Below are 21,359 nucleotides of genomic sequence, written 5' to 3' on the forward strand. Positions count from 1 at the left end.
GTGCTCCGGGGGAACATGTAGGGGCGTGGCACGGGGTCGTGAAACGCCAAAAACACAAAAAGCCGGCAACGCTCGCGCGTGCCGGCTTCGTGCGAAGCGACGCGGCTCAGTACAGGCGCTGGCGCTTGGTGACGTCGCGCGAGCTGCGGCGCAGCTGGCGCTTCACCGCAGCGGCGGCCTTGCGCTTGCGCTCCTGGGTCGGCTTCTCATAGAACTCGCGCTTGCGGGTTTCGGCCAGGACGCCGGCCTTCTCGCAGGTGCGCTTGAAGCGACGCAGCGCAAACTCAAACGGCTCGTTTTCGCGGACTTTGACGCTGGGCATACGTAATCTCGGTGAAGTAAACGGCCCGGGCATGCCGGGTGAGCCGCGTATTATAGCGGCTGACTCCGGCGCTGCAACCCACCCGGCTTGTCCCTGCCCTCCAGGAGCCCCAGATCCCCGTCATGAAAGTCCTCGGCATCGAAACCAGCTGCGACGAAACCGGCGTGGCCGTCTACGACACCGGCCCCGTATCAAGTACGGGGCCGGCTCTGTCCGGCGCCGCGGGTCTGCGCGCCCACGCGGTCTACAGCCAGATTGCCCTGCACGCCGAATACGGCGGGGTGGTGCCCGAGCTGGCCAGCCGCGACCACGTCCGCAAGCTGCTGCCGCTGATCCGCCAGACCTTGGCCGAAGCCGGCCTGACCACGGCGGACCTGGATGGCGTGGCCTATACCGCCGGACCCGGACTGGTCGGTGCGCTGCTGGTCGGGGCCGGGGTGGCCCGCTCTCTGGCATGGGCGCTGGATGTTCCTGCCGTCGGCGTCCATCACATGGAAGGCCATCTGCTGGCCCCGCTGATGGAAGATGATCCGCCGGAAGCGCCGTTCGTCGCCCTGCTGGTTTCCGGCGGGCATACCCAGCTGGTGGCGGTGGATGCCATCGGCCGGTACCGGCTGCTGGGTGAAACGCTGGACGATGCGGCCGGCGAAGCCTTCGACAAGACCGCCAAGATGATGGGGCTGCCCTATCCTGGCGGCCCGCAGCTGGCTGCGCTGGCGGAAAGAGGCACGCCGGGCCGATTCAAGTTCGCCCGGCCGATGACCGACCGCCCGGGCCTGGATTTCAGCTTCTCCGGCCTGAAGACGCAGGTTCTGCTGGCCTGGCGCGACAGCGACCAGTCCGAACAGACCCGTGCCGACATCGCGCGCGGATTCGAGGATGCGGTGGTCGACACGCTGGCGATCAAGTGCGGGCGTGCACTGGATGCGGCCGGCAGCGATGTCATCGTCATTGCCGGCGGCGTGGGCGCCAACAAGCGCCTGCGCGCCAGGCTGCAGGAGATCGCGGCGAAGCGCGGTGGCCGTGCCTGCTTCCCGCGCCCGTCGCTGTGCACCGACAACGGCGCGATGATCGCGTTCGCCGGCGCGCTGCGGCTGGAAGCGGGCCAGCACGAGACCGCGGAAGTGAAGGTCACGCCACGCTGGGACATGGCGGCGCTTGCGCCCGTGATTCGGAACTTGTGATTCGTGATTGGTAAAAGCCGGTACTCCACGTAGCCTGTGTCCCATCAATCACCAATCATCTATCCGGCTTTCATCCATGGACACCGTTTTCATCGAAGACCTGCGCATCGAGACCGTCATCGGCATCTACGACTGGGAGCGCGAAATCCGCCAGACCGTGGCATTGGACGTGGAGATGGCATTCGACAACCGCGTGCCCGCCGCCCGCGACGACATCGCGCTCACGCTGGACTACAAGGCGGTGTCGAAGCGGCTGATCTCCTTCGTGGAGGAAGCTAACTTCGGACTGGTGGAGACGTTGGCGGAACGGTGTGCGGCGATCATCCGCGATGAGTTCGGCGTGGCCTGGGTGCGATTGAAGCTGAGCAAGCCCGGCGCAGTCACCGGCGCGCGCAACGTCGGCGTGCTGATCGAACGCGGCACGCGTCCGGCCTGACGTCATGGGAACCGCCTACCTGAGCCTGGGCAGCAACGTCGAGCCCGAACGCCACCTGCGTGCTGCCATCGCTGCGCTGCGCGAACGCTTCGGTGCGGTGACGCTGTCGCCGATCTACCGCACGCGCTCGGTCGGCTTCGATGGCACCGACTTCCTCAACGCCGCCGCCGTGATCGACAGCGAGCTGGATCCGCTCGCATTGAACGACTGGTTGCATGCGCTCGAAGACGCGCACGGCCGCGACCGCAGCGGTCCGCGCTTCTCCGACCGCACGCTCGACATCGATATCGTGTTCTACGACGACCTGGTGATGCAGGGGCCGGGCAACCTGCGCCTGCCGCGCGACGAACTGAAGCATGCCTTCGTGCTGCTGCCGCTGGCCGACATCGCGCCCGACATGGTCGATCCGCGCAGCGGACGCACGCTCGCGGCGCTGTGGCACGAACACCCGGAACACGACGCACCACCGCAGGCCGTCCCGCTGGACAAGGCAACCCCGTAGAGCCGGGTTTGCTCGGCTCAGCGACCCTTCCGGGGGCCCCGGGCTCGACGGCGGAGCGGAGCATGCTCCGCCCCACAGAGACGGCCGGTGAGGGTTCCGGGCTCAGCCGATCGAGCGCCCGCCGTCCACGTGGATCACCTGGCCGGTGATATAGCCGGCGGCGTCCCCCAGCAGCCACGCCACGGTGCCGGCGATGTCATCCGGATTCCCGGCGCGGCCCATCGGCGTCAACGCCAGCAAGCGCGCCTGCACGTCGGGATCGATCCCGGCGTCCGGCCACAGGATCGCGCCGGGCGACACCGCATTCACCCGCACATCCGGTGCCAGCGACACCGCGAGTCCACGCGAAACGGCCAGCAGCGCTGCCTTGGATGCGGCATACACCGCCAGGTCAGCGCGTGGCTTTTCGGCATAGATGTCGGCGATGTTGATGATCGAGCCGCGCGCGGCGCGCAGGTGCGGCGCTGCCGCTTGCGACAGGAAGAACGGCGCGCGCGCGTTCACCGCGAACAAGTCTTCCCACTGCGCCGGCGTGGCGGTGCCGGCCGGCGTGGGATAGAACGCCGATGCGTTGTTGACCAGCGCGTCCAGGCGGCCGAAGTGGCCCACGGTCTTCGCCACCAGTTCGGGCAGGCGGTCGAACACGGCCAGGTCCCCCTGCAGTATCAGGGTGCTGCCGCTGCGCGTCGTTTCCAGCTCTTCTACCAGCGAGCGCATGTCGTCGATCGAGCCGCGGTAGTGCAGGGCGAGGTTGCAGCCTTCCGCGTGCAGCCGTCGCGCGATGGCCGCGCCCACGCGACGGGCGGCACCGGTGACCAGGACGACACGACGCGGTGTGGGCATGACGGATTCCAGGACGGGAGCCGGCATTGTCCCTGCTTTGCACCGGAATGGCGCAATCAGGCGGCCAAGAATGTGAGTCGAATCCATGCCGTCGCGGAAGCTTGACGACGTGCACGGTTAGCGTGCATGTTGCGATGCATCACCCTTCGCCGGATACGCCGGCCAGGGACAACGGAAAGGGCGAATGGACTGGGCGAAGTACCGCACCACGACCTTTGACGAACTCATCCAGGCCGATGGACGGCCGCGCCCGGCCGCACGCCGGCTGGTGGAGTACCTGGCGGGCCTGTCCGGCCGCGAGCTGGCCGAACGCCAACTCGCCGCCGACGTGGTGGCGCGCGTGCAGGGCATCACCTTCACCGTGTACTCCGACGGTCGCAACGTCGACCGCACGCTGCCGTTCGACCTGATCCCGCGCATCATCCCGCTCAGCGAATGGCAGCGCACCGAGGCCGGCCTGAAGCAGCGCATGCGCGCGCTGAACCTGTTCATCGGCGACATCTACGGCAAGCAGCAGATCGTCAAGGACAAGGTGTTCCCGGCGATGCTGCTGAAGGACTCGGTGAACTTCCGCGAGCAGTGCGTCGGCGTCACCCCGCCGCTGGGCGTATGGGCGCACATCTGTGGTTCGGACCTGGTGCGCGATGGCGATGGCACGCTGTATGCGTTGGAGGACAACCTGCGCATCCCGTCCGGCGTCAGCTACATGCTGGAAAACCGCATGGTGGCCAAGCGGGTGTTCCCGGAGCTGTTCGAGACCAGTTCGATCCTGCCCGTGGACGAGTATCCCAGCCAGCTCTACGACACCCTGGCCGCGCTGTCGCCACGCCCCGGCAACACCCCCGTCATCGCGCTGCTGACACCGGGCGTGTTCAACAGTGCGTACTTCGAGCATGCGTACCTGGCGCAGGCCATGGGCATCGAACTGGTCGAAGGCAGCGATCTGTTCGTCGCCGACGACGACTGCACCTACATGCGAACCGTGTACGGCCCGCAACGCGTGGACGTGATCTATCGCCGGGTCGATGACCTGTTCATCGATCCGGACGTATTCCATCCCGAGTCCGTGCTCGGCGTGCCGGGACTGATCCGCAGCTGGCGCGCGGGCAAGGTGGCGCTGGCGAATGCGCCCGGTGCCGGCGTGGCCGACGACAAGGTGGTCTTCGCCTACGTGCCGAAGATGATCAAGTACTACCTCGACGAGGATCCCATCCTCCCGAACGTACCCAGCTACCTTTGCCACAACGCGAAGGAGCGCAGGTACGTGCTGGAGAACATCGAGAAGCTGGTGGTGAAGCCGGCGAATGAATCCGGCGGTTACGGCATGCTGATCGGTCCGCGCTCGACCAAACGCCAGCGCGAGAAATTCAAGGCACTGATCGAGGCGAATCCGCGCAACTACATGGCGCAGCCCACGCTGGCGCTGTCCACCGCGCCCATCGTGACCAAGCAAGGTCCGTCACCCCGCCACATCGACCTGCGGCCCTTCGTCCTGTCGCGCGAGGACACCTACGTCACCACGGGTGGCCTGACCCGCGTGGCGATGGTGAAAGGCTCGCTGGTGGTCAATTCATCGCAGGGCGGCGGCGCGAAGGACACCTGGGTGGTCGATCTGTCCGACCATGACGAGGAGGCCGCCTGATGCTGTCGCGCGTCGCCGACAACCTGTTCTGGTTCAGCCGCTACGTGCGCCGCGCGGAGAATACCGCGCGCCTGGTGGGCGTGGGCAGCCAGTTGCAACTGGACATGCCGCGCTCCGTCCGTTTCGCGTGGCGGCCGATGATCGACACTGTCGGCGCCGGGCCGTATTTCGAGGAATGCCATCCGGGTGCGGGCCATGATGCCGCCGACGTGGACGTGATCCATTTCCTGCTGCTGGACGAACGCAATCCGTCGTCGCTGCGCACCTCGGTGGATTCGGCGCGCGAGATCCTGCGCAGTATCCGCGACAGCCTGCCGCAGGACGTGTGGGAAGCCATCAACGCCCTGCACCTGTACATCGGTGCGCACGGCGAGCGCAGCCTGAGCCGGCGCTACCGCATCGAGTTCCTCAATCGCATCATCGATGGCTGCCTGAAGGTGTCGGGTCTGCTCAGCGCGAATGTCAGCCGCGACATCGGCTACCAGTTCCTGCGCCTGGGCACGGCGCTGGAACAGGCCGACATGACTACGCGCATCATCGACGCCGGCGCGTCGGGGCTGGTGACGCCGCGCAATGAGGATGACCGCGAGGCCTTCCAGAACATGCAGTGGATGAGCGTGCTGCGCTCGCTGGCCGGCTACCAGATGTTCCGTCGCCACGTGCGTCAGCGCGTCACGGCCGAACTGGCGTTGCGCTTCCTGCTGCAGAACAACGAGTTCCCGCGCAGCGTGCAGTTCTGCCTGACGCGTGCACAGAGCGTGTTGCCCACGATGCCCCCACGCCCCGGCGTGGACCGTCATCTCAACCGCCTGATCGGCATGACCCGCAATGCCGATCCGGTGTCACTCGCGGCACGCAATCCCGCGCCCTTCATGGACCAGATCCAGGTCCACCTGAGTTCGCTGCACTCGGCGATCGCGGAAGGCTATTTCCACGGGTGAGGTCTGCTGTTCTGCAGGAGCGACGTAAGTCGCGACCACGGACCCCAAGCGCCTAGGAACTGCATTCATGCAGGAGCACTGGATCATCACTCCTGCGCACGCTTCCAGCGCTGGTCGACACGTCGGGCGTGCGGTCGCGACTTACGTCGCTCCTACACGATGCGGGAGGTTACTGCTGCCCTTGCGCGTCGCCGGGATCCTGCCGCGAGGGTGCGCGACGCGGCGGCATCGGTGGCAGCGGGCCGGTGGGGGCTTCGCGTTCCTGCTGCGGTTCCCACGGAAACCGCGGCAGGCTGTGCACGGCCGCTTCCAGCTTGCGCGACCACGTGTCGTGGATCTCGGCGTACAGCGGCGTGTCCGCTTCCAGCCGTACCTTCTGGCTGATCTTCAGGTCGCCCGTACGCAGCAGCGCCATGTCCACCGGCATGCCGACCGACAGGTTGGAGCGGATGGTGGAATCCAGCGACACCAGTGCGCAGCGTGCGGCATCTTCCAGCGAGGTCTCGGGCCGGATGATGCGGTCGAGGATGGGTTTGCCGTATTTGGATTCGCCGATCTGCAGGTAAGGCGTTTCCGGTGACGTGGCGATGCAGTTGCCCAACGGATAGACCATGTACAGGCCGGGCCGCTCGCCCGCGATCTGGCCACCGAGGATCAGCGTGGACTGCACGTTGACGCCGCTCTGCTGGGCATCGTCGATCACCCGTGCCTGGCTGGTGACCAATGTCTCGCCCACGTACTCGGCCACTTCGTAGAGGTGCGAGAACGTACGCAGGCTGCGCGGCGCATGCGGATCATCCACGTCGCGCTGCAGCTTGGACAGGGTGAGCTGGGTGGTTGCCAGGTTGCCGGCCGACATGATGACGAACACGCGGTCGCCCGGCCATTCGAACACGTGCAGCTTGCGGTACACGCGCACATCGTCGAACGAAGCGCTGGTGCGGGTGTCCGCGGCGAAGACCAGGCCTTCGTTGACTTCGATGCCGACGCAATAGGTCATGGCGTGTCCGTTGCTGCTGTGCACCACGATTCTATGCGTGGCCCCGGGGGTTGGCTAGGGCTGCGGTGCCAATGTGAATCGGCCCGTACAATGACGTGGTTTCCCGCTCCAGGTGCGTCATGCAGGCTGATCTACCCGTTCCCGACGATGCGGCACAGGCCCATAGCGAGCGCCTGGCTGCGCTGATCCGCACCGAAATCGCGGCAGAGGGCGGCAGCATGCCGTTTTCACGGTTCATGGAGCGCAGCCTCTACGCGCCCGGACTGGGTTACTACAGCGCGGGCAGTACCAAGTTCGGCGAGGCGGGTGATTTCACCACCGCGCCGGAAATGGGGCCGTTGTTCGCCAGTTGCGTGGCACAGGCGGTGGCGCCGGTGTTGCAGCAGCTGGGCCCGGAGGCCGGGTTCGTCGAGATCGGCGGCGGCAGCGGCGCCTTTGCCGAGATCATGCTCAAGCGGCTGCTGGCGCTGGATGCCCTGCCGGCGCGCTACGCGATCCTCGAGCCCAGCGCAGACCTGCGCGAGCGCCAGCGTGAGCGACTGGAGCAACGCCTGATTCCGCCGGTCTTCGACCTACTCGAATGGCTCGACGGCCCGCCGTCCGAAACCTGGGATGGTGTCCTGTTCGCCAACGAAGTGATCGATGCCCTGCCGACGCCGCGCTTTACGCTGCGCGATGGCGAAGTGTTCGAGGAAGGCGTGGCGCTGGACGGCGAAGGTCGCTTCGTCCGCACCGACCGGCCGGCCGACGCGCTGCTCGCCGCCGCCGTGCGCCATGTCGAGCGCTATCTTGAGCAGCCGTTCCCGGACGGCTACCGCTCGGAACTGCTGCCGCAACTGCCGTACTGGATACAGGCGGTGATGGGAGGCCTGGATCGCGGTGCGATGCTCTTCGCCGATTACGGCTACACGCGGCGCGAGTTCTACCAGCCTGACCGGGACGACGGCACGCTGCGGGCGTATTACCGCCATCGGGTGCACAACGATCCCTACCTGTGGCCAGGCCTGCAGGACATCACCGCGTCGGTGGATTTCACCGCGCTGGCGGAAGCCGGCACGCAGGCGGGCTTCGACATGGCGGGTTACACCACGCAGGCCAACTTCCTGCTGGGCAACGGCCTGCAGGAACGGTTGGCCGAAGCCGAAGCGCGCGCGGACGAGACCACGTTGTTGCGCCTGCGCAACGAGGCCAAGCGGCTGACCTTGCCCAGCGAGATGGGGGAACGATTCCAGGTGATGGGTTTTTCGCGCGACGTGGAGTTCGGCGTGGCGTTCCTGTTCAACGACCTGAGCTGGCGCCTGTGAGCGGGATATTCGCGCTCAAGCCGTTCCGTCGTCCGCGGCTGTGGCTGCCACTGTGGTTGATGGCGGTCACGACCGTGGTCGTGTTGTCGCTGGTGAACCTGAGTGGATTGCCGCCGGTGCCGGCAGGTGGCGACAAGGTCGAGCACTTCCTGGCGTACGCACTGCTTTCCGCGTCAGCCGTGCAGCTGTTCGCCAAGCGCCGTGCCTGCCTGCTCGTCGCACTGCTGCTGGTCGCGCTGGGCATCGGCCTGGAGTTCGCGCAGGGAATGCTGACCAGTACGCGCATGGCCGATCCGCGTGATGCAGTGGCGAACACGCTGGGCGTGCTGGCCGGCCTGGCGACGATGGCCACCCCGCTGCGCGACCTGCTGCTGCGCCTGCGCGGATAAAGGTGGGAGGGGCTACTGCCCCGATGCTCTTAGGTCGACATCCCATAGGTTTGACGAAAGGCATCGGGGCCGAAGCCCCTCCTGCGGGATCCTGATGGTTACTGGGGCTGCAGCGTGATCCGGTCCAAGACCCACATCTGTGGACGCGTGTCGCCGGTGAAACGCACGCACAGGTCCTGCCTGCCGGTCGTACCGGCGGGAAGTGGCGCCTCGAGATCGAGGAAACCATCGGCGTCGGGCGCGGCCGGCAACGCCACCGTCGCCAGCGTGCGGCCCGTGCAGCCGCCGCCCAGGATTTCCAGTTCGCCCAATGGCGACTTCGCCGGTTCGAAGTTGCGGCTGGGCTCGTCGTGCGCCAGCTGGAAGTAGTACGGGATTCTCCCCGCGCGCACCTTGATCGATGCGATGCCGTCCAGATCGGCCTGGTTCCACTGCCAGCAGGGATAGAAGATGGTGGCGTTGAAGATCGCGCGCTCGCCATCGGCCGGACCATCGTCTTCCAGTCGCAGCAGCAGGCGTCCGGCGTCCGGACACACGGCCATCGCTTCGTCGGTGCGCGACAGCAGCGAGGCGGGCGTCAGTTCGAACGTGGACGCAGGTGCCAGCGCACGGCCCTCGGCGAATGCCGCGGCGCGCACGGTGGCGGGAAGCTTCACGTCCAGCGGCGTCGTGAAGGCCGGTGACGTCGCCTTCGGTTCGCTGCCGTCCGTGGTGTAGCGCACGGCATAGCCCAGCGGGTTCGACAAGGTGATCTTTGCCGTGCCGGCCTTGCGGTCGTCCTCGGTCGCGATCATGGCTTCGAACGGCGTCTTCGCGTAGCCCAGTCCGATGGCGTCGTAGCGCTTCAACTGCGCGGGCAGGCGGGCGGTGAAGTTGGCGAAGTCCTTCTTCGCCGCCGGCGTCCAGCCGGTTTCAGCCACGGCGGCCAGGCGCGGGAACGCGTTGTGCTGCAGCCGGGCGAAGGTGCGCGTGTGTTCGGTCCACAGGTTGGCCTGGATACCGAGGATATGGTGGCGCTGGCTCTCTTCCAGTTCCGTCGGCACCGGATCGAAGCCGTAGACATCCTGCAGCGTGATCAGGGCCGGACGACCCGGCGGCTCGTTCGGCGAGGCGGTCTGCAGGTAGTCGAGGTACGTCTTGCTGGAAGGCGACATCACCACGTCATGACCCTGGCGCGCAGCCTGCAAGCCACCCTCGATGCCCCGCCACGACATCACCGTGGCTTCCGGCGGCAACTTGGCTTCAAGGATCTCGTCCCAGCCGATCAAGCGCTTGCCGTGCGTGGCGAGATACTTCTCAAGACGTCCGACCAGGTAACCCTGCAGGTCCATCTCGGTCTTCGCACCCACCTCGCGCATGCGCGCCTGCTCGCGTGCCGAGGCTTCCCACTGGTCCTTCACCGCTTCGTCGCCGCCGATGTGCACGTAGGTGCCGGGGAACAGCGTGACCACTTCACCCAGCACGTTCTCGAAGAAGGTGATGGTGCCTTCTTCGACATTGACCAGGTTCGGGAACACGCCCCATTCGTTCGACGGCACCAGCGGCGTGTCGATCGAACCCAGTTCGGGATACGCGGCAATGGCGGCTGTCGCATGGCCCGGCACGTTGATCTCCGGCACCACGGTGATGTGGCGTTCGGCGGCGTACTTCACCACGTCGCGGATCTGGTCTTGCGTGTAGAAGCCGCAGTAGGGGCGCGGCTCGCCGGTCGTCGGATCCTTGCCGCCGTCGCCGGCGGGAATGCGGCAGCCGCCGATGTCGGTGAGCTTGGGATACTGCTTGATCTCGATGCGCCAGCCCTGGTCGTCGGTCAGGTGCCAGTGCAGGGTATTGAGCTTGTGCAGGGCCATCGCGTCGATGATCTTCTTGACGTCATCGACCTGCTGGAAGTGGCGCGCCGGGTCCAGCATGAAGCCGCGCCAGCCGAAGCGGGGCGCGTCCTCGATATGCAGCGCCGGCAGGGTGACGCCGCTCTTGTCGCCCTGCGTGGCGAGCTGCCACAGCGTTACGGCACCGTAGAACAGGCCGCGTTCGTCATGCGCCTTCACGGTGACGCCGTCGGGCGTCACGTCCAGGGCGTAGGCCTCGGGATTCTTGTCGGTGGCGTCCGGTTCCAGCACGAAACGGATCGCGCCCTTGCCTGTGTCCTGCGTGGTCGCCAAGGCCGGGCCACCTGCCGACTGCAGATAGGTCGCGAACTGCTGCGCGACGCGCGTCGCCGCTTCGCCGCTGGCGGCAAGGCGCGTGTCCGCAGTGATGTCAAAGGCGCCTTCGCCCGTCTGCAGTGCGGCAGGTGCGGGGATCAGTGACGGAGTGATGGGCGCAGAGGTGGTCGCGTCGGTGTCGTCACCCGCCTTCGGCGTGCAGCCGGTCAGGGCGAGCAGGGCGAAGGCCAGTCCGGCCAGGGCGCGATGGGCGATGGGTCGTTTCATCGGTGTCCTCGGTAGCGATGGGCACAGCATGCCCAAAAAAAAACGGGCCCGGACGGATCCGGGCCCGCAGAGGGAGAGTGTTCCCTTACATCGTGCGGCTTAGAACTTGAAGCGGAAGTTCAGGTAGTACTGACGGCCGTTGCTGTAGAAGGCATGCGGCAGGTAGCCCGGCACCGCGTCGTTCTCCGTGTAGTACTTCAGCTTCGGATCGTTGAGGTTCAGACCATCCAGGCTGATGGTCAGCCAGTCGGTGGCCTTGAAGCCCAGCGAAGCCGACACCGTGGCGAAGTCGTCCTGGTAGAAGTTGTCGGTGCGGCTGACACCGGCGTAGAACGAGCTGCGGTAGCTGTAGTTCACGCGCGCGTTGAAACGATCGTTCTCGTACCAGGCCGACAGGTTGTAGGTGTTCTCGGACGTGCCGTTCAGCGGCTTGCCGCCATCGGCGTCGCCATCCACGTAGGTGTAGTTGGCGTTGAAACCGAAGTTCTCGCCGATCGGCTGCTCGTAGGTCAGCTCCACGCCGCGGGCCTTGCCGTTCGAGTTGACCGGGATCGATACCAGGTAGTCGCTGTAGACGTCGGTACCGGCGGCTTGGCTGGCCTGTTGGTCCTTGTACTGCACGACGACGTTGTCGAAATCGACATAGCCGTCCATGTCCATCGAGAACACGCTGGCGGCCAACAGCGCGCGCGGTGCGAAGTACCACTCAAGCGAGGCATCGAAGTTGGTCGAGACGAGTGGATCAAGGTTCGGGTTGCCGCCGCTACCTTCGTGCGTCAGATCGTTGAGTGTCAGCGAACCGGCCAGCGCCGAGAAATCCGGGCGGGTCATGGTCTTGCTGCCCGAGACGCGCGCCACCAGGCTGTCGGTCAGTTCGAACTTGAAGTTCACGCTGGGTAGCAGTTCGTTGTAGTCGTTGTTGACCACGACCGGCAGGTAGTCGCCGAATGCGGAGCCCACGATCGCACCGGGAATGCCGGAGTTTGGCGCGAGCGCCTGGTTGTAGTGCACGTCCGTCTGCGTCCGCACGTAGCGCAGGCCGGCGTTGCCGCTCCAGCGGTCGCCCCGGAAGTTCAGCTGCGCATACACGGCATTGATGTCTTCCTCCACGCCGTACACGTCGGAGAAGTAGAAGCGTTCGGGATTGTTCCGGTTGGCGAAGTCGGCGTTGATCTGCGCCAGCTGCCCGGGCGTGTAGTACCAGATGCCCGACGGCACGTTGCCGCCGACGCCGAAATCGCTGGGGTATGCGCCGCCGGCCGCCGGATAGGCGGTGATGTCGGTCCAGTTGCTGGCCCAGTTCGGCCCCTGCGCGAGCGAGAAGTCATTGCTGCGTTCGTGCGTGGCGTAGCGATAGCCGAAGTCCAGGGACGACAAGGTGTCACTGTCGAAGAAGAACTGGCCGTCGGCCGAGGCCCAGTCTTCCTTGTCCAGCACGTCGATGCCTTGCGCTCCGAAGATCCAGCCGTTCTGAGGCAGGTGGTTCGCGGCCGTGTTGGTGCCGCCCAGCGACCAGTCGATCGGGTTTCCCACGCCGTTCATGTTCCAGCTCGCGCCGGCGTTGCCGGCGATGCCGGTTTCCAGCACGTCCTGCGTGGGGCTGCTGCCGTTGCCCTTTGTGGAACCGAGCTGGAACACGAACTTCAGTGCGTCGCTGGCATTCCATTCGGCATCGAGCGCGATGTACTTGGAGGTCGAGACCGCGCCTGGGCGGGAGATCATGTCGTACACGCCGTAAGGAACGGCAGGCGTGTTTGTGCTGGGAGCGTAGGTGGCGCTGGTAAGCACGCCGTTCTCGACCGTGTAGCTGGTGGGCGTATTCGAATTGACGAACTGGCTCGCCCACATCATGTAGTTGCGGTTGTAATTGTCCGCCTTCAGGCGCGAGTAGAACGCGTTGACGTTCAGGGTCAGGTTATCGGTGACCTTGGCTTCGATGTTGGCCACGCCGCCCTGACGCTTGCGCACCTGTTCGAACAGTGCCGCGCCGATCAGGTTGGGGTAGAGCGCGCCATTGAGCTCGGGATTGGCCGACGTGATGGTGCCATAGCCGCCCACCACTTCCTGGCCGTCGCGGCGCAGGCTGCGCTCTTCGTTGAAGATCTGCACCAGGAAGCCGGCGGTGCCTTCGTCGTTGCGCCAGTTCAGCAGTGCGTCGAGCTGCGGTTTGGTGTCGCCCGGCAAGTCGGAATGCACCGCGCCGATGGAGCCTTGGATGGTCAGCGGCTCGGCGAACTGCAGCGGACGACGGGTGATGATGTTGACCGAGCCGGCGGTGCCGCCTTCCACGAGCTTCGCTTCGGAGGTCTTGTGCACGACCACGCGGTCCACGATCTCGGACGGATACAGCGAGTAGCTCACGCTGCGGCCGACGTTGCCTACCTGGCTGAGCACGAACCAGTCGCCCGTGCCAATGGTGTGGCCGTTGACGAGGGTCTGGGTGAGGCTGGGATTGGTGCCGCGCAGGCTGACGCGGTCGGCTTCGTCGAAGCCGCCTTCGCTGGCGCTGGAGGAGGCGATGTTGACGCCGGGCAGCTGGCGCAGCGTGTCGGCCACGTTCTTGGCCGGCAGCTTGCCGATGTCTTCTGCCGTGACGACTTCGACGTGGGTGGCGGCATCGCGCTTGGCATCGAGGGCCTTTTCGATGCTGCCGCGGATGCCGGTGACGACGACGGTGTCGAGGTCGGTCGCCGTCGTATCGGCCGGGGTGGCGTCCTGCGCGTTGACCTGCATCGAGAACGCGAGCCCGGCGGCGATCGAGGCCGAAAGGATCGAGGTGCGGTACTTCATGATGTCTCTCCCATCATTGTTTTAGAGTTCCGGCAGCCATCGCTCGCGCTGTTCCGCCGTGCTTGGTACTTCGATGTCGCCTGGCGTTGCACGTGTCCCCTGCACCCCGCCCCTTCATGCTTCGCGCCTGTGCCGGCGCTTTCCTTCATTGGCCCTCGTCGCGATCCAGGTACCACCTGGCCGCCCCGATGACGCCCAACTGCCCGTGCTCCACCAGCTTCACGGGAATGCGTTCCAGCGCCTCGCGCATCGATCCCTTGTTGAGGAAGCGCGGCACGAAGCTGCTCTGGATCAGGAAATCGCGGATCTTCGGCAAGATGCCGCCGGCCAGGTACACGCCGCCCTGCACGCCGTAGAGCAGCGCCATGTCGCCAACCACGCTGCCCAGCAGGCCGCAGAACACGTCCAGGCTCTCGCGCGCCGTCGGGTCGCTGCCGGACAACGCCGCGGCGGTGATGTCGCCGGGGCGCGCATAGGTCGAAGGCGCCGCGCCACGCACCGCGCACAGCGCGGCATGCAGGTTCATCAGACCGGGACCGGAGAGGGCCTGCTCGACCGGCACGTGCGTGCGGGTCTTCAGCATTTCGGTGAGCAGCGCCATTTCCAGCGCGTTGCCGGCGGTCAGCGCGGCCTGGCCGGCCTCGGTCGCCAGCACAACGGCGCGCTTGCCGGTCGGAATCCAGACCGCAGCGCCCAGGCCGGTGCCGGGCCCGAGGATCAGCGTGGGCCCGTGCTTCGGCGCGATGGCCGGCCCGGCCAGCTGCAGCACTTCGCTGGCGTCCATCTGCGCCGCGGCGTGCGCCACGGCTTCGAAATCGTTGACCAGGCGGACGTCGTCGAAGCCGAGCTGCGCGCGCAGTTCGTTCGGCGACAGCCGCCACGGCAGGTTGTTGGTGATGACGGTGCCGTCTTCCAGCGCGTAGCCGGCGCTGGCGATCACGGCACGCGTTGCCCGGGCCGGACCCAGTCGGGCAAGGAAGTCGCCGACGATGTCACCCAGGCCCGCGTGGTCGGCGCAGACGTACTTGCGGTACTCGAGCACGCTGACCGGCGCACCCGGATCGCCGCTGCCGCGGACCAGGCCGATGCGGACATGCGTGCCACCGACGTCCGCCGCGATGAAGGCGTCTTCCGCCCTGCGGATGGCATCTGCCGGTAGTGGATTTGCAATGGCGACCACACGTCTCCCCACATGTTCGCGGCCGGGACTCCCGCATCCCGATATGGCCCGAGTGTGGAAAGTGTTTGACAACGTTGTCAAGACTCTGTCATCAAATAGGCGTCTGGCAAGCGGTCTGGCGTAGCAAAATGGAAACAATTGGTGCATTCAGGAATTTATTAACTCCATAAGTGGCGTTAATTATTGAATATTAAGGCCAATTTTCTCGAAGTCTCGCAGGACTTCATGTTGCAGTGCATGAGGCCTTGGCGCTCACAGTAAGGGGTCGTGCCGTCGCCACAACTGCCGATCCAGGTGTTCTTCCACGAAGTCTTTGACAACGTTGTTCCCGATGTCGGGTCGGTTCCGGACCCAGCCCATCGGCCAGCCAGAGGAGATTCCCATGACCATCGCACCCGGCTCCAACCCGCTTCGCTCGCTGGCCATCGTTGGCCTGCTGTTCTTCATCATCGGGTTCTTCACCTGGATCAACGGACCGCTGATCACCTTCGTCAGGCTGGCCTTCGACCTGGACGAGGTGAATGCCTTCCTCGTGCTGATGGTGTTCTATCTGTCGTATTTCTTCCTCGCCCTGCCGGCGGCCGCGCTGCTCAAGCGCACCGGCATGAAGAAGGGGCTGGCCATCAGTCTGTTCGTGATGGCGGTGGGCGCGGCGATGTTCGGCGAATTCTCCACCCAGCGCTGGTATCCCGGCGCATTGGCCGGCCTGTTCGTGATCGGTGGCGGCCTGGCGTTGCTGCAGACGGCGGTGAACCCGTACGTCAGCATCCTCGGTCCCATCGAAAGCGCGGCCCAGCGCATCGCGTTGATGGGTATCTGCAACAAGGTCGCCGGCATCCTCGCGCCCATCGTGATCGGCACGCTGGTGCTGCATGGGGTGGGTGATCTGGCCGCGCAGGTGGAGACCGCGGATGCCGCCGGCAAGGCGGCGCTGCTGGATGCGTTCGCGGCGAAGATCCATCTGCCGTACCTGGTGATGGCCGGCGTCCTGGTGGTGGTCGCCATCGGCATCCTGTTCTCGCCGCTGCCGGAGGTGAAGCCGTCGGAGGTCAACGCCGCGCCGGTGGACGATGCCGCGGACGGCGAGCGTGGCCTGGCGCGGTTCCCGCACCTGTGGCTGGGCGTGCTCTGCCTGTTCGTCTACGTGGGCGTGGAAGTGCTGGCGGGCGACGCGATCGGCGCCTACGGCAACGGCTTCGGCCTGTCGCTGGACCAGACCAAGTTCTTCACGTCATTCACGCTGACGGCGATGCTGATCGGCTATGTGGCCGGACTGGTGGCGATCCCGCGCTTCGTGTCGCAAGAGCGCTACCTTGCGATCTCCGCGACGCTGGGTGTGCTGTTCGCGCTCGGCGCGCTGTTGACGCGCGGCTACGTATCGGTCGGCTTCGTCGCGGCGCTGGGCTTCGCCAACGCGATGATGTGGCCGGCGATCTTCCCGCTGGCGATCAAGGGCCTGGGCCGGCATACCGAGACGGGTTCGGCCCTGCTGATCATGGGCATCGCAGGCGGGGCGATCCTGCCGCAGGCGTTCGCGGTGCTGAAGCAGCATTACGACTTCCAGGCCGTATTCGCCGGGCTGGCCGTGCCGGGGTATCTGTACATCCTGTACTACGCGCTGGCCGGGCACCGGGTAGGCCGCTCGCGGCCGGCGACGGCCGTGCCGGAACGCGGCATCATGGCGGACTCGCCTCCATGACGGAAACGCCCATGCGCCGACCCACCATCAAGGACGTCGCCGAACGCGCGAAGGTCTCGCTGAAGACCGTGTCCCGGGTCATCAACAACGAACCGTCGGTGCTGCAGGGCACGCGCGCGCGCGTGCTGCACGCCATCGCCGAACTGGACTACGAGCCGGACCAGTCCGCGCGCAACCTGCGCAGCGGCACGCCGTTCGTGATCGGACTGGTGTACGACAACCCCAACCCGTACCACATCATCGGCGTGCAGAACGGCGTGCTGGCGGCGTGCAAGGAAACCGGCTTCGGCCTGCAGATCCATCCGGTCGATTCCACTTCACCGCTGCTGGCGGAGGAGCTGGTGGAATTCGTGCAGCGCTCGCGCCTGGCCGGCCTAGTGCTGACCGCGCCGATGTCCGAGCGCGCCGACCTGGTCACGGCATTGGCCGCGCGCGGAGTGAAGCTGGTGCGCATCATCGCCGCCACCGAGGATCCGGAAGACGGCCTGCCCTGCGTCTACGTCGACGACCGTGACGCCGCGTACGAGATCACCGAACACCTGATCCAGCTCGGCCACCAGCGCATCGGTTTCCTCTGGGGCGGCCTGGCGCACCGGTCGAGTACGGAGCGCTATGCCGGCTACGAGAAGGCGCTGAAGGATTACGGCATCCAGCTCGACAAGCACCTCATCGTGCCGGGCGACTACACCTTCGACGATGGTTTCCGTGGCGCGCGCCGCCTGCTCGCGCTGCGTGAGCCGCCGACGGCGATCTTCGGTTCCAACGACGAAATCGCGGCCGGCGTGCTGGCCGCCGCGAAGTCCACCGGCATGAACGTGCCTTACGACCTGTCCATCGCCGGGTTCGAAGACAGCCCGTTCTCCAAGCAGTCGTGGCCACCGCTGACCACCGCCAAGCAGGCCACGCAGGACATCGCGAAGCAGGCCGCACGCCTGCTGATCGCCGGCCTGCGCCAGGACGCCTACGACGACAATCCTTCGCCCGTGCACAACCAGGGCTTCGTGCCGCAACTGGTGGTGCGTGGCTCCACTGCGCCGGTCAGGCCGCGCGCGGACCGACCCGAACCGACCTCCCCATGACCGACACCTCGTTGCCCGCACCCTCCGATACGCTGATGCACCAGGAGGCGGCCCAGACCGCCGACATCGTCGCCGACCAGTACACCCGCAACGCCGCCACGGTGAAGGCGCTGGCCGACGACCTCCGCCGCAATCCGCCGCCCTTCGTCGTCACTTGCGCGCGGGGCAGTTCCGACCATGCGGCCACCTATGCGAAGTACCTCTTCGAAACCCAGCTGGGCGTGGTGACCGCATCGGCCTCGCCATCGGTGGGTTCGGTCTACGAAGCGAAGCAGCGGCTGGACGGCGCGCTGTACGTGGTGATCTCGCAATCGGGCAAGAGCCCGGATCTGCTGCGCAACGCGACGCAGGCGAAGGAGTCCGGCGCGCGCGTGGTGGCGCTGGTCAACGTGGAGGACTCCCCGCTGGCGCAACTCGCCGACACGGTGCTGCCGCTGCGCGCCGGTCCCGAGCGCAGCGTCGCGGCGACCAAGAGTTATCTCGGCTCGCTGGCGGCCATCCTGCAGCTGGCCGCGTACTGGAAGGACGAAGCGCCGTTGCATGGGGCGACGGAGGCGCTGCCGGACGCGCTGCGGCGCGCATGGCAGGCGGACTGGTCGCCGTTGGTGGAGGGGCTGGTCGGCGCGCACAACCTGTTCGTGCTCGGCCGCGGGTTGGGCCTGGCCGCCGCGCAGGAAGCCGCCCTGAAGTTCAAGGAAACCTGCGGCCTGCATGCGGAAGCCTACAGTTCGGCCGAGGTGAAGCATGGACCGATGGCGCTGGTGGGGCCGGGTTTCCCGGTGCTCTGTTTCGCACAGCCCGATGAAACCGAGGCCGGCACGCTGGCGCTGGCGCAGGAGTTCCGCGGTCGCGGCGCGCAGGTGTGGGTGGCGTCGCGGCAGGGCGATCTGCCGCTGGTCGAAGCGCCGCACCCGGCGTGCGCGCCGCTGCTGACCATCCAGAGCTTCTATCGCGCGATCAATGCACTGGCGCTGCGTCGCGGCCACAATCCCGATGTGCCGCCGCATCTGAACAAAGTCACCGAGACAGTCTGATTCACGCGGTCATTCCGGCGGAAGCCGGAATCCATTCTGCTTTGCGGTAGTCCCGCAGAATCAAGATGGATCCAGGCGTTCGCCGGGATGACGATTCCCACGATTTCCCAGGTCTCAAGCCGCATGTCCACCTTTGCGATCATCAATACCCACGTGCTCACGGACGACGGATTCCGTTCCGACCTCGCGGTCCTGGTCGAGGGCGGCAGGGTTTCCGCGCTGGTCGATGCGTCCCGGGCGGCACGACATGCCGATGACGTCCGCGACCTGGGCGGCGGCTACCTGTTGCCCGGCTTCATCGACGCGCAGGTCAACGGGGGCGGCGGCGCGTTGTTCAACAACGACACCAGCGTCGAGGCGATCCGCACCATCGCGCAGGCGCACCGGCGCTTCGGCACCACCGGCCTGTTGCCGACGCTGATCAGCGACGATGCCGAGGTGATGGCGCATGCCGTTGCCGCCACGCGTGACGCCATCGCACAAGGCGTGCCGGGCGTGCTCGGCATCCATCTGGAAGGCCCGTACATCGCGCCGGCGCGCAAGGGCACGCACGATGCGGCCAAGTTCCGCGTGCCGGGCGCGGATGAAGTCGCGATGGCGACCTCGCTCGACAACGGGGTCACCCTGCTGACGCTGGCGCCGGAGCAGGTGCCGGCCGAGACCATCCGCGCGATGGTGGCGCGCGGCGCGATCGTAGTCGCCGGGCATACGGCGGCAACGTATGAGCAGGCCCGTGCCGGCATCGAGGCCGGCGTGTGTGGCTTCACCCATCTCTACAACGCGATGTCGCCACTGCAGGGCCGCGAACCCGGCGCGGTGGGCGCGGCGCTGGAGGACGACGGTTGCTGGTGCGGCGTGATCGTCGATGGCGTGCACGTGCATCCGGCCAGCCTGCGCGTGGCGCTGGCTGCCAAGCCGCGCGGCAAGGTGTTCCTGGTCACCGATGCGATGCCGATGGTCGGGTCGGACGATCCATCGTTCGACCTGTATGGCGAAACCATCACCGCCATCGACGGCGTAGTGCGCAACGCCGCCGGTGCACTGGCGGGATCGGCGCTGGACATGGCGACCGCCGTGCGCAACTGCGTGCGGCTGCTGGGTCTGCCGCTGGAAGAGGCGGCGCGCATGGCCTCCACGTATCCCGCCGATTTCCTCGGTCTGGGCAGCACCCATGGTCGGATCGCACCCGGCTATCGCGCCGATCTGGTCGCGCTGGACGACGGCCTGCAGGTGGTCGGCACCTGGATCGGTGGTGCGTGACGCCGTACGCATGAGCGCCACGCCGGTCCGCTTCGCCTCCGTCGACGCACTGCGTGGCCTGACCGTCGCCGCGATGCTGCTGGTCAATACGCCGGGCGACTGGTCGCATGTGTACGCGCCACTGCTGCACGCCGAATGGCATGGCGTCACACCGACCGACCTGGTGTTCCCGTTCTTCCTCTTCATCGTCGGGGTGTCGATCGCGCTGGGTGTCGTACCGCGCATGGAGGCCGGCGTGGAGCGCAAGGTGCTGGTGCGTGCCGTGCTGTGGCGGGCGACGAAGATCGTCGCGCTGGGGATGGCCCTGCACCTGCTCGCATTCTGGTTGCTGGATCGCCCGCAGTTCCGTCCCTGGGGCGTGCTGCAGCGGATCGGGATCTGTTTCGCGGCCGGCGGGATGATCGCGCTGTACTTGAAACCGCGCGCGCAATGGGCGGCGGTCGTGACCACGCTGCTCGGTTACTGGGCGCTGCTGGCGCCGTGGGGCTACGCGCCCTTCGAGCATCTTCCCGCCCGGGTGGACACTGCGCTGTCCGGACACTGGCTGTACCAGTGGGACCCCGCGACGGGACGCGGGCAGGATCCTGAAGGATTGCTCAGCACGTTGCCCGCCATCGCCACCACGCTGCTCGGAGTGCGCGCGGGCGAGGCGTTGCGTGCGGGCGCGGTGAAGTCACTTGCGGTCGCGGGCGTGCTCGCGGTCGCGCTGGGCCTGGGCTGGGCGCCGTCGTTTCCATTGAACAAGGCGCTCTGGACATCGTCCTACGTGCTGTTCACCACCGGCTGCGCAACGCTGGCGCTGGCGGCGTGCCATCTGCTGGTGGATCGACATGGCTGGCCGCCGCTGGGTCGCCGCTTCGGCATCAATGCCATTGCCGCCTACGTCGGTGCGGCGGTCATGACCTACGTGTTGCTCGGCATGGGCTGGATGGGGCCGATCTACCAGGCCGGCTTCGCCGGCTGGATGACGCCGCGATTCGGTCCTTATGTGCCGTCGCTGGCGTTCGCGCTGGCGTTCGTCGGCGTGTGGTGGCTGATCGTGCGCCTGATGGACCGCCAGGGCTGGTACCTGAAGGTCTGAAGCACAGGAACCATCACGCTTTTCTTCACCGCGCGGGAGTACAACGGCAGCCAGTCACCCGCCGGATGCCGCCCGCATGAGGATGTCGTTGCTGCTCGCCTGTTGCCTGAGCCTGTCCGCATGCCAGCGGGCCACGGTGGACGATCAGGGCGTGAAGGTCGTGGTGGCCTCGCGGACGGGCTCCGTGACATCCGGACCGGTCGCGGGCATTGCGCCAGTGGCGTCGCCGGCACTCGATGCC

General features: G+C 66.6%; 18 protein-coding genes. 12 read left to right on the top strand and 6 right to left on the bottom strand.

Translation table 11 applies throughout. The features are described from left to right. Window positions 1–106 precede the first annotated feature (106 nt). On the bottom strand, window positions 107–322 hold the full coding sequence (rpsU, locus tag FB548_RS01670; RefSeq protein ID WP_002808376.1) for a 30S ribosomal protein S21: 216 nt from the start codon (window positions 320–322) through the stop codon (window positions 107–109). Between the two features lie 122 nt (window positions 323–444). Between rpsU and tsaD the strand changes: the two genes are divergently transcribed. The 3 genes from tsaD to folK all read left to right on the top strand — a co-directional run bounded on the left by tsaD (window position 445) and on the right by folK (window position 2,444). After that, window positions 445–1,506 carry a tRNA (adenosine(37)-N6)-threonylcarbamoyltransferase complex transferase subunit TsaD gene (tsaD, locus tag FB548_RS01675; RefSeq protein WP_142123034.1) on the top strand — a complete coding sequence of 354 codons (1,062 nt, stop codon included), beginning with the start codon at window positions 445–447 and terminating at the stop codon, window positions 1,504–1,506. A gap of 76 nt (window positions 1,507–1,582) precedes the next feature. Then, window positions 1,583–1,942 (top strand): dihydroneopterin aldolase, encoded by a 360-nt coding sequence (gene folB, locus FB548_RS01680; RefSeq protein WP_142123035.1) that lies wholly within the window; start codon window positions 1,583–1,585, stop codon window positions 1,940–1,942. Window positions 1,943–1,946: 4 nt separating this feature from the next. Continuing rightward, complete coding sequence (gene folK, locus FB548_RS01685; RefSeq protein WP_142123036.1) at window positions 1,947–2,444, top strand: 2-amino-4-hydroxy-6-hydroxymethyldihydropteridine diphosphokinase; 498 nt, start codon at window positions 1,947–1,949, stop codon at window positions 2,442–2,444. Between the two features lie 102 nt (window positions 2,445–2,546). Here the strand turns inward: folK and FB548_RS01690 are convergent, their stop codons facing one another. After that, entirely contained in the window at window positions 2,547–3,287 is a 741-nt protein-coding gene (locus FB548_RS01690) for a pteridine reductase (RefSeq protein WP_142123037.1), read from the bottom strand. 184 nt (window positions 3,288–3,471) lie between these two features. Here FB548_RS01690 and FB548_RS01695 point away from each other — a divergent pair, with 184 nt between their 5' ends. Together FB548_RS01695 and FB548_RS01700 are read left to right on the top strand one after the other, a co-directional pair. Next, on the top strand, window positions 3,472–4,929 hold the full coding sequence (locus FB548_RS01695; protein WP_142123038.1) for a circularly permuted type 2 ATP-grasp protein: 1,458 nt from the start codon (window positions 3,472–3,474) through the stop codon (window positions 4,927–4,929). Then, window positions 4,929–5,870 (top strand): alpha-E domain-containing protein, encoded by a 942-nt coding sequence (locus FB548_RS01700; protein WP_142123039.1) that lies wholly within the window; start codon window positions 4,929–4,931, stop codon window positions 5,868–5,870. Before FB548_RS01695 ends, FB548_RS01700 begins: the two co-directional genes overlap by 1 nt. A gap of 169 nt (window positions 5,871–6,039) precedes the next feature. Here the strand turns inward: FB548_RS01700 and FB548_RS01705 are convergent, their stop codons facing one another. Further along, entirely contained in the window at window positions 6,040–6,870 is an 831-nt protein-coding gene (locus tag FB548_RS01705; protein WP_142123040.1) for a 20S proteasome subunit A/B, read from the bottom strand. A gap of 119 nt (window positions 6,871–6,989) precedes the next feature. Here FB548_RS01705 and FB548_RS01710 point away from each other — a divergent pair, with 119 nt between their 5' ends. Both FB548_RS01710 and FB548_RS01715 read left to right on the top strand, forming a co-directional pair. Next, complete coding sequence (locus tag FB548_RS01710; RefSeq protein WP_142123041.1) at window positions 6,990–8,174, top strand: class I SAM-dependent methyltransferase; 1,185 nt, start codon at window positions 6,990–6,992, stop codon at window positions 8,172–8,174. Window positions 8,175–8,233: 59 nt separating this feature from the next. Beyond that, window positions 8,234–8,563 (top strand): VanZ family protein, encoded by a 330-nt coding sequence (locus FB548_RS01715; protein ID WP_255470375.1) that lies wholly within the window; start codon window positions 8,234–8,236, stop codon window positions 8,561–8,563. Window positions 8,564–8,661: 98 nt separating this feature from the next. Here FB548_RS01715 and FB548_RS01720 read toward each other — a convergent pair whose 3' ends face one another. The 3 genes from FB548_RS01720 to FB548_RS01730 form a co-directional block, all read right to left on the bottom strand. Then, window positions 8,662–10,995, bottom strand: coding sequence for a family 20 glycosylhydrolase (locus FB548_RS01720; protein ID WP_142123043.1), 2,334 nt, complete (start codon window positions 10,993–10,995; stop codon window positions 8,662–8,664). Window positions 10,996–11,094: 99 nt separating this feature from the next. Further along, window positions 11,095–13,785 (bottom strand): TonB-dependent receptor, encoded by a 2,691-nt coding sequence (locus tag FB548_RS01725; protein ID WP_142123044.1) that lies wholly within the window; start codon window positions 13,783–13,785, stop codon window positions 11,095–11,097. 145 nt (window positions 13,786–13,930) lie between these two features. Next, a complete protein-coding gene (locus tag FB548_RS01730) occupies window positions 13,931–14,965 on the bottom strand; it encodes a glucokinase family protein (RefSeq protein ID WP_255470273.1) in 1,035 nt (344 codons plus the stop codon). Window positions 14,966–15,347: 382 nt separating this feature from the next. Here FB548_RS01730 and FB548_RS01735 point away from each other — a divergent pair, with 382 nt between their 5' ends. The 5 genes from FB548_RS01735 to FB548_RS01755 all read left to right on the top strand — a co-directional run bounded on the left by FB548_RS01735 (window position 15,348) and on the right by FB548_RS01755 (window position 21,118). Continuing rightward, on the top strand, window positions 15,348–16,664 hold the full coding sequence (locus FB548_RS01735) for a sugar MFS transporter (protein ID WP_142123046.1): 1,317 nt from the start codon (window positions 15,348–15,350) through the stop codon (window positions 16,662–16,664). A gap of 11 nt (window positions 16,665–16,675) precedes the next feature. Then, the gene (locus FB548_RS01740) at window positions 16,676–17,743 is read left to right on the top strand and encodes a LacI family DNA-binding transcriptional regulator (RefSeq protein ID WP_142123047.1); all 1,068 of its coding nucleotides are present in this window, start codon (window positions 16,676–16,678) and stop codon (window positions 17,741–17,743) included. Next, entirely contained in the window at window positions 17,740–18,777 is a 1,038-nt protein-coding gene (locus FB548_RS01745; protein WP_142123048.1) for an SIS domain-containing protein, read from the top strand. The genes FB548_RS01740 and FB548_RS01745 overlap by 4 nt, the downstream gene beginning before the upstream one ends. A gap of 123 nt (window positions 18,778–18,900) precedes the next feature. Further along, window positions 18,901–20,037 carry an N-acetylglucosamine-6-phosphate deacetylase gene (gene nagA / locus FB548_RS01750; protein ID WP_142123049.1) on the top strand — a complete coding sequence of 379 codons (1,137 nt, stop codon included), beginning with the start codon at window positions 18,901–18,903 and terminating at the stop codon, window positions 20,035–20,037. Between the two features lie 10 nt (window positions 20,038–20,047). Continuing rightward, complete coding sequence (locus FB548_RS01755; protein ID WP_142124054.1) at window positions 20,048–21,118, top strand: heparan-alpha-glucosaminide N-acetyltransferase domain-containing protein; 1,071 nt, start codon at window positions 20,048–20,050, stop codon at window positions 21,116–21,118. The last annotated feature ends 241 nt before the right edge of the window (window positions 21,119–21,359 follow it).

The organism is Pseudoxanthomonas sp. 3HH-4, assembly GCF_006716465.1.
Classification (GTDB): domain Bacteria; phylum Pseudomonadota; class Gammaproteobacteria; order Xanthomonadales; family Xanthomonadaceae; genus Pseudoxanthomonas_A.

What these genes read in the sequence shown, in the direction of transcription:
- FB548_RS01690 (WP_142123037.1), bottom strand. Translation starts at nt 3,287, where the DNA reads ATGCCCACACCGCGTCGTGTCGTCCTGGTCACCGGTGCCGCCCGTCGC.
- FB548_RS01710 (WP_142123041.1), top strand. Translation starts at nt 6,990, where the DNA reads ATGCAGGCTGATCTACCCGTTCCCGACGATGCGGCACAGGCCCATAGC.
- FB548_RS01705 (WP_142123040.1), bottom strand. Translation starts at nt 6,870, where the DNA reads ATGACCTATTGCGTCGGCATCGAAGTCAACGAAGGCCTGGTCTTCGCC.
- tsaD (WP_142123034.1), top strand. Translation starts at nt 445, where the DNA reads ATGAAAGTCCTCGGCATCGAAACCAGCTGCGACGAAACCGGCGTGGCC.
- rpsU (WP_002808376.1), bottom strand. Translation starts at nt 322, where the DNA reads ATGCCCAGCGTCAAAGTCCGCGAAAACGAGCCGTTTGAGTTTGCGCTG.
- FB548_RS01715 (WP_255470375.1), top strand. Translation starts at nt 8,234, where the DNA reads ATGGCGGTCACGACCGTGGTCGTGTTGTCGCTGGTGAACCTGAGTGGA.
- FB548_RS01745 (WP_142123048.1), top strand. Translation starts at nt 17,740, where the DNA reads ATGACCGACACCTCGTTGCCCGCACCCTCCGATACGCTGATGCACCAG.
- FB548_RS01695 (WP_142123038.1), top strand. Translation starts at nt 3,472, where the DNA reads ATGGACTGGGCGAAGTACCGCACCACGACCTTTGACGAACTCATCCAG.
- folK (WP_142123036.1), top strand. Translation starts at nt 1,947, where the DNA reads ATGGGAACCGCCTACCTGAGCCTGGGCAGCAACGTCGAGCCCGAACGC.
- FB548_RS01725 (WP_142123044.1), bottom strand. Translation starts at nt 13,785, where the DNA reads ATGAAGTACCGCACCTCGATCCTTTCGGCCTCGATCGCCGCCGGGCTC.
- FB548_RS01740 (WP_142123047.1), top strand. Translation starts at nt 16,676, where the DNA reads ATGCGCCGACCCACCATCAAGGACGTCGCCGAACGCGCGAAGGTCTCG.
- FB548_RS01755 (WP_142124054.1), top strand. Translation starts at nt 20,048, where the DNA reads ATGAGCGCCACGCCGGTCCGCTTCGCCTCCGTCGACGCACTGCGTGGC.
- FB548_RS01735 (WP_142123046.1), top strand. Translation starts at nt 15,348, where the DNA reads ATGACCATCGCACCCGGCTCCAACCCGCTTCGCTCGCTGGCCATCGTT.
- folB (WP_142123035.1), top strand. Translation starts at nt 1,583, where the DNA reads ATGGACACCGTTTTCATCGAAGACCTGCGCATCGAGACCGTCATCGGC.
- FB548_RS01700 (WP_142123039.1), top strand. Translation starts at nt 4,929, where the DNA reads ATGCTGTCGCGCGTCGCCGACAACCTGTTCTGGTTCAGCCGCTACGTG.
- FB548_RS01720 (WP_142123043.1), bottom strand. Translation starts at nt 10,995, where the DNA reads ATGAAACGACCCATCGCCCATCGCGCCCTGGCCGGACTGGCCTTCGCC.
- nagA (WP_142123049.1), top strand. Translation starts at nt 18,901, where the DNA reads ATGTCCACCTTTGCGATCATCAATACCCACGTGCTCACGGACGACGGA.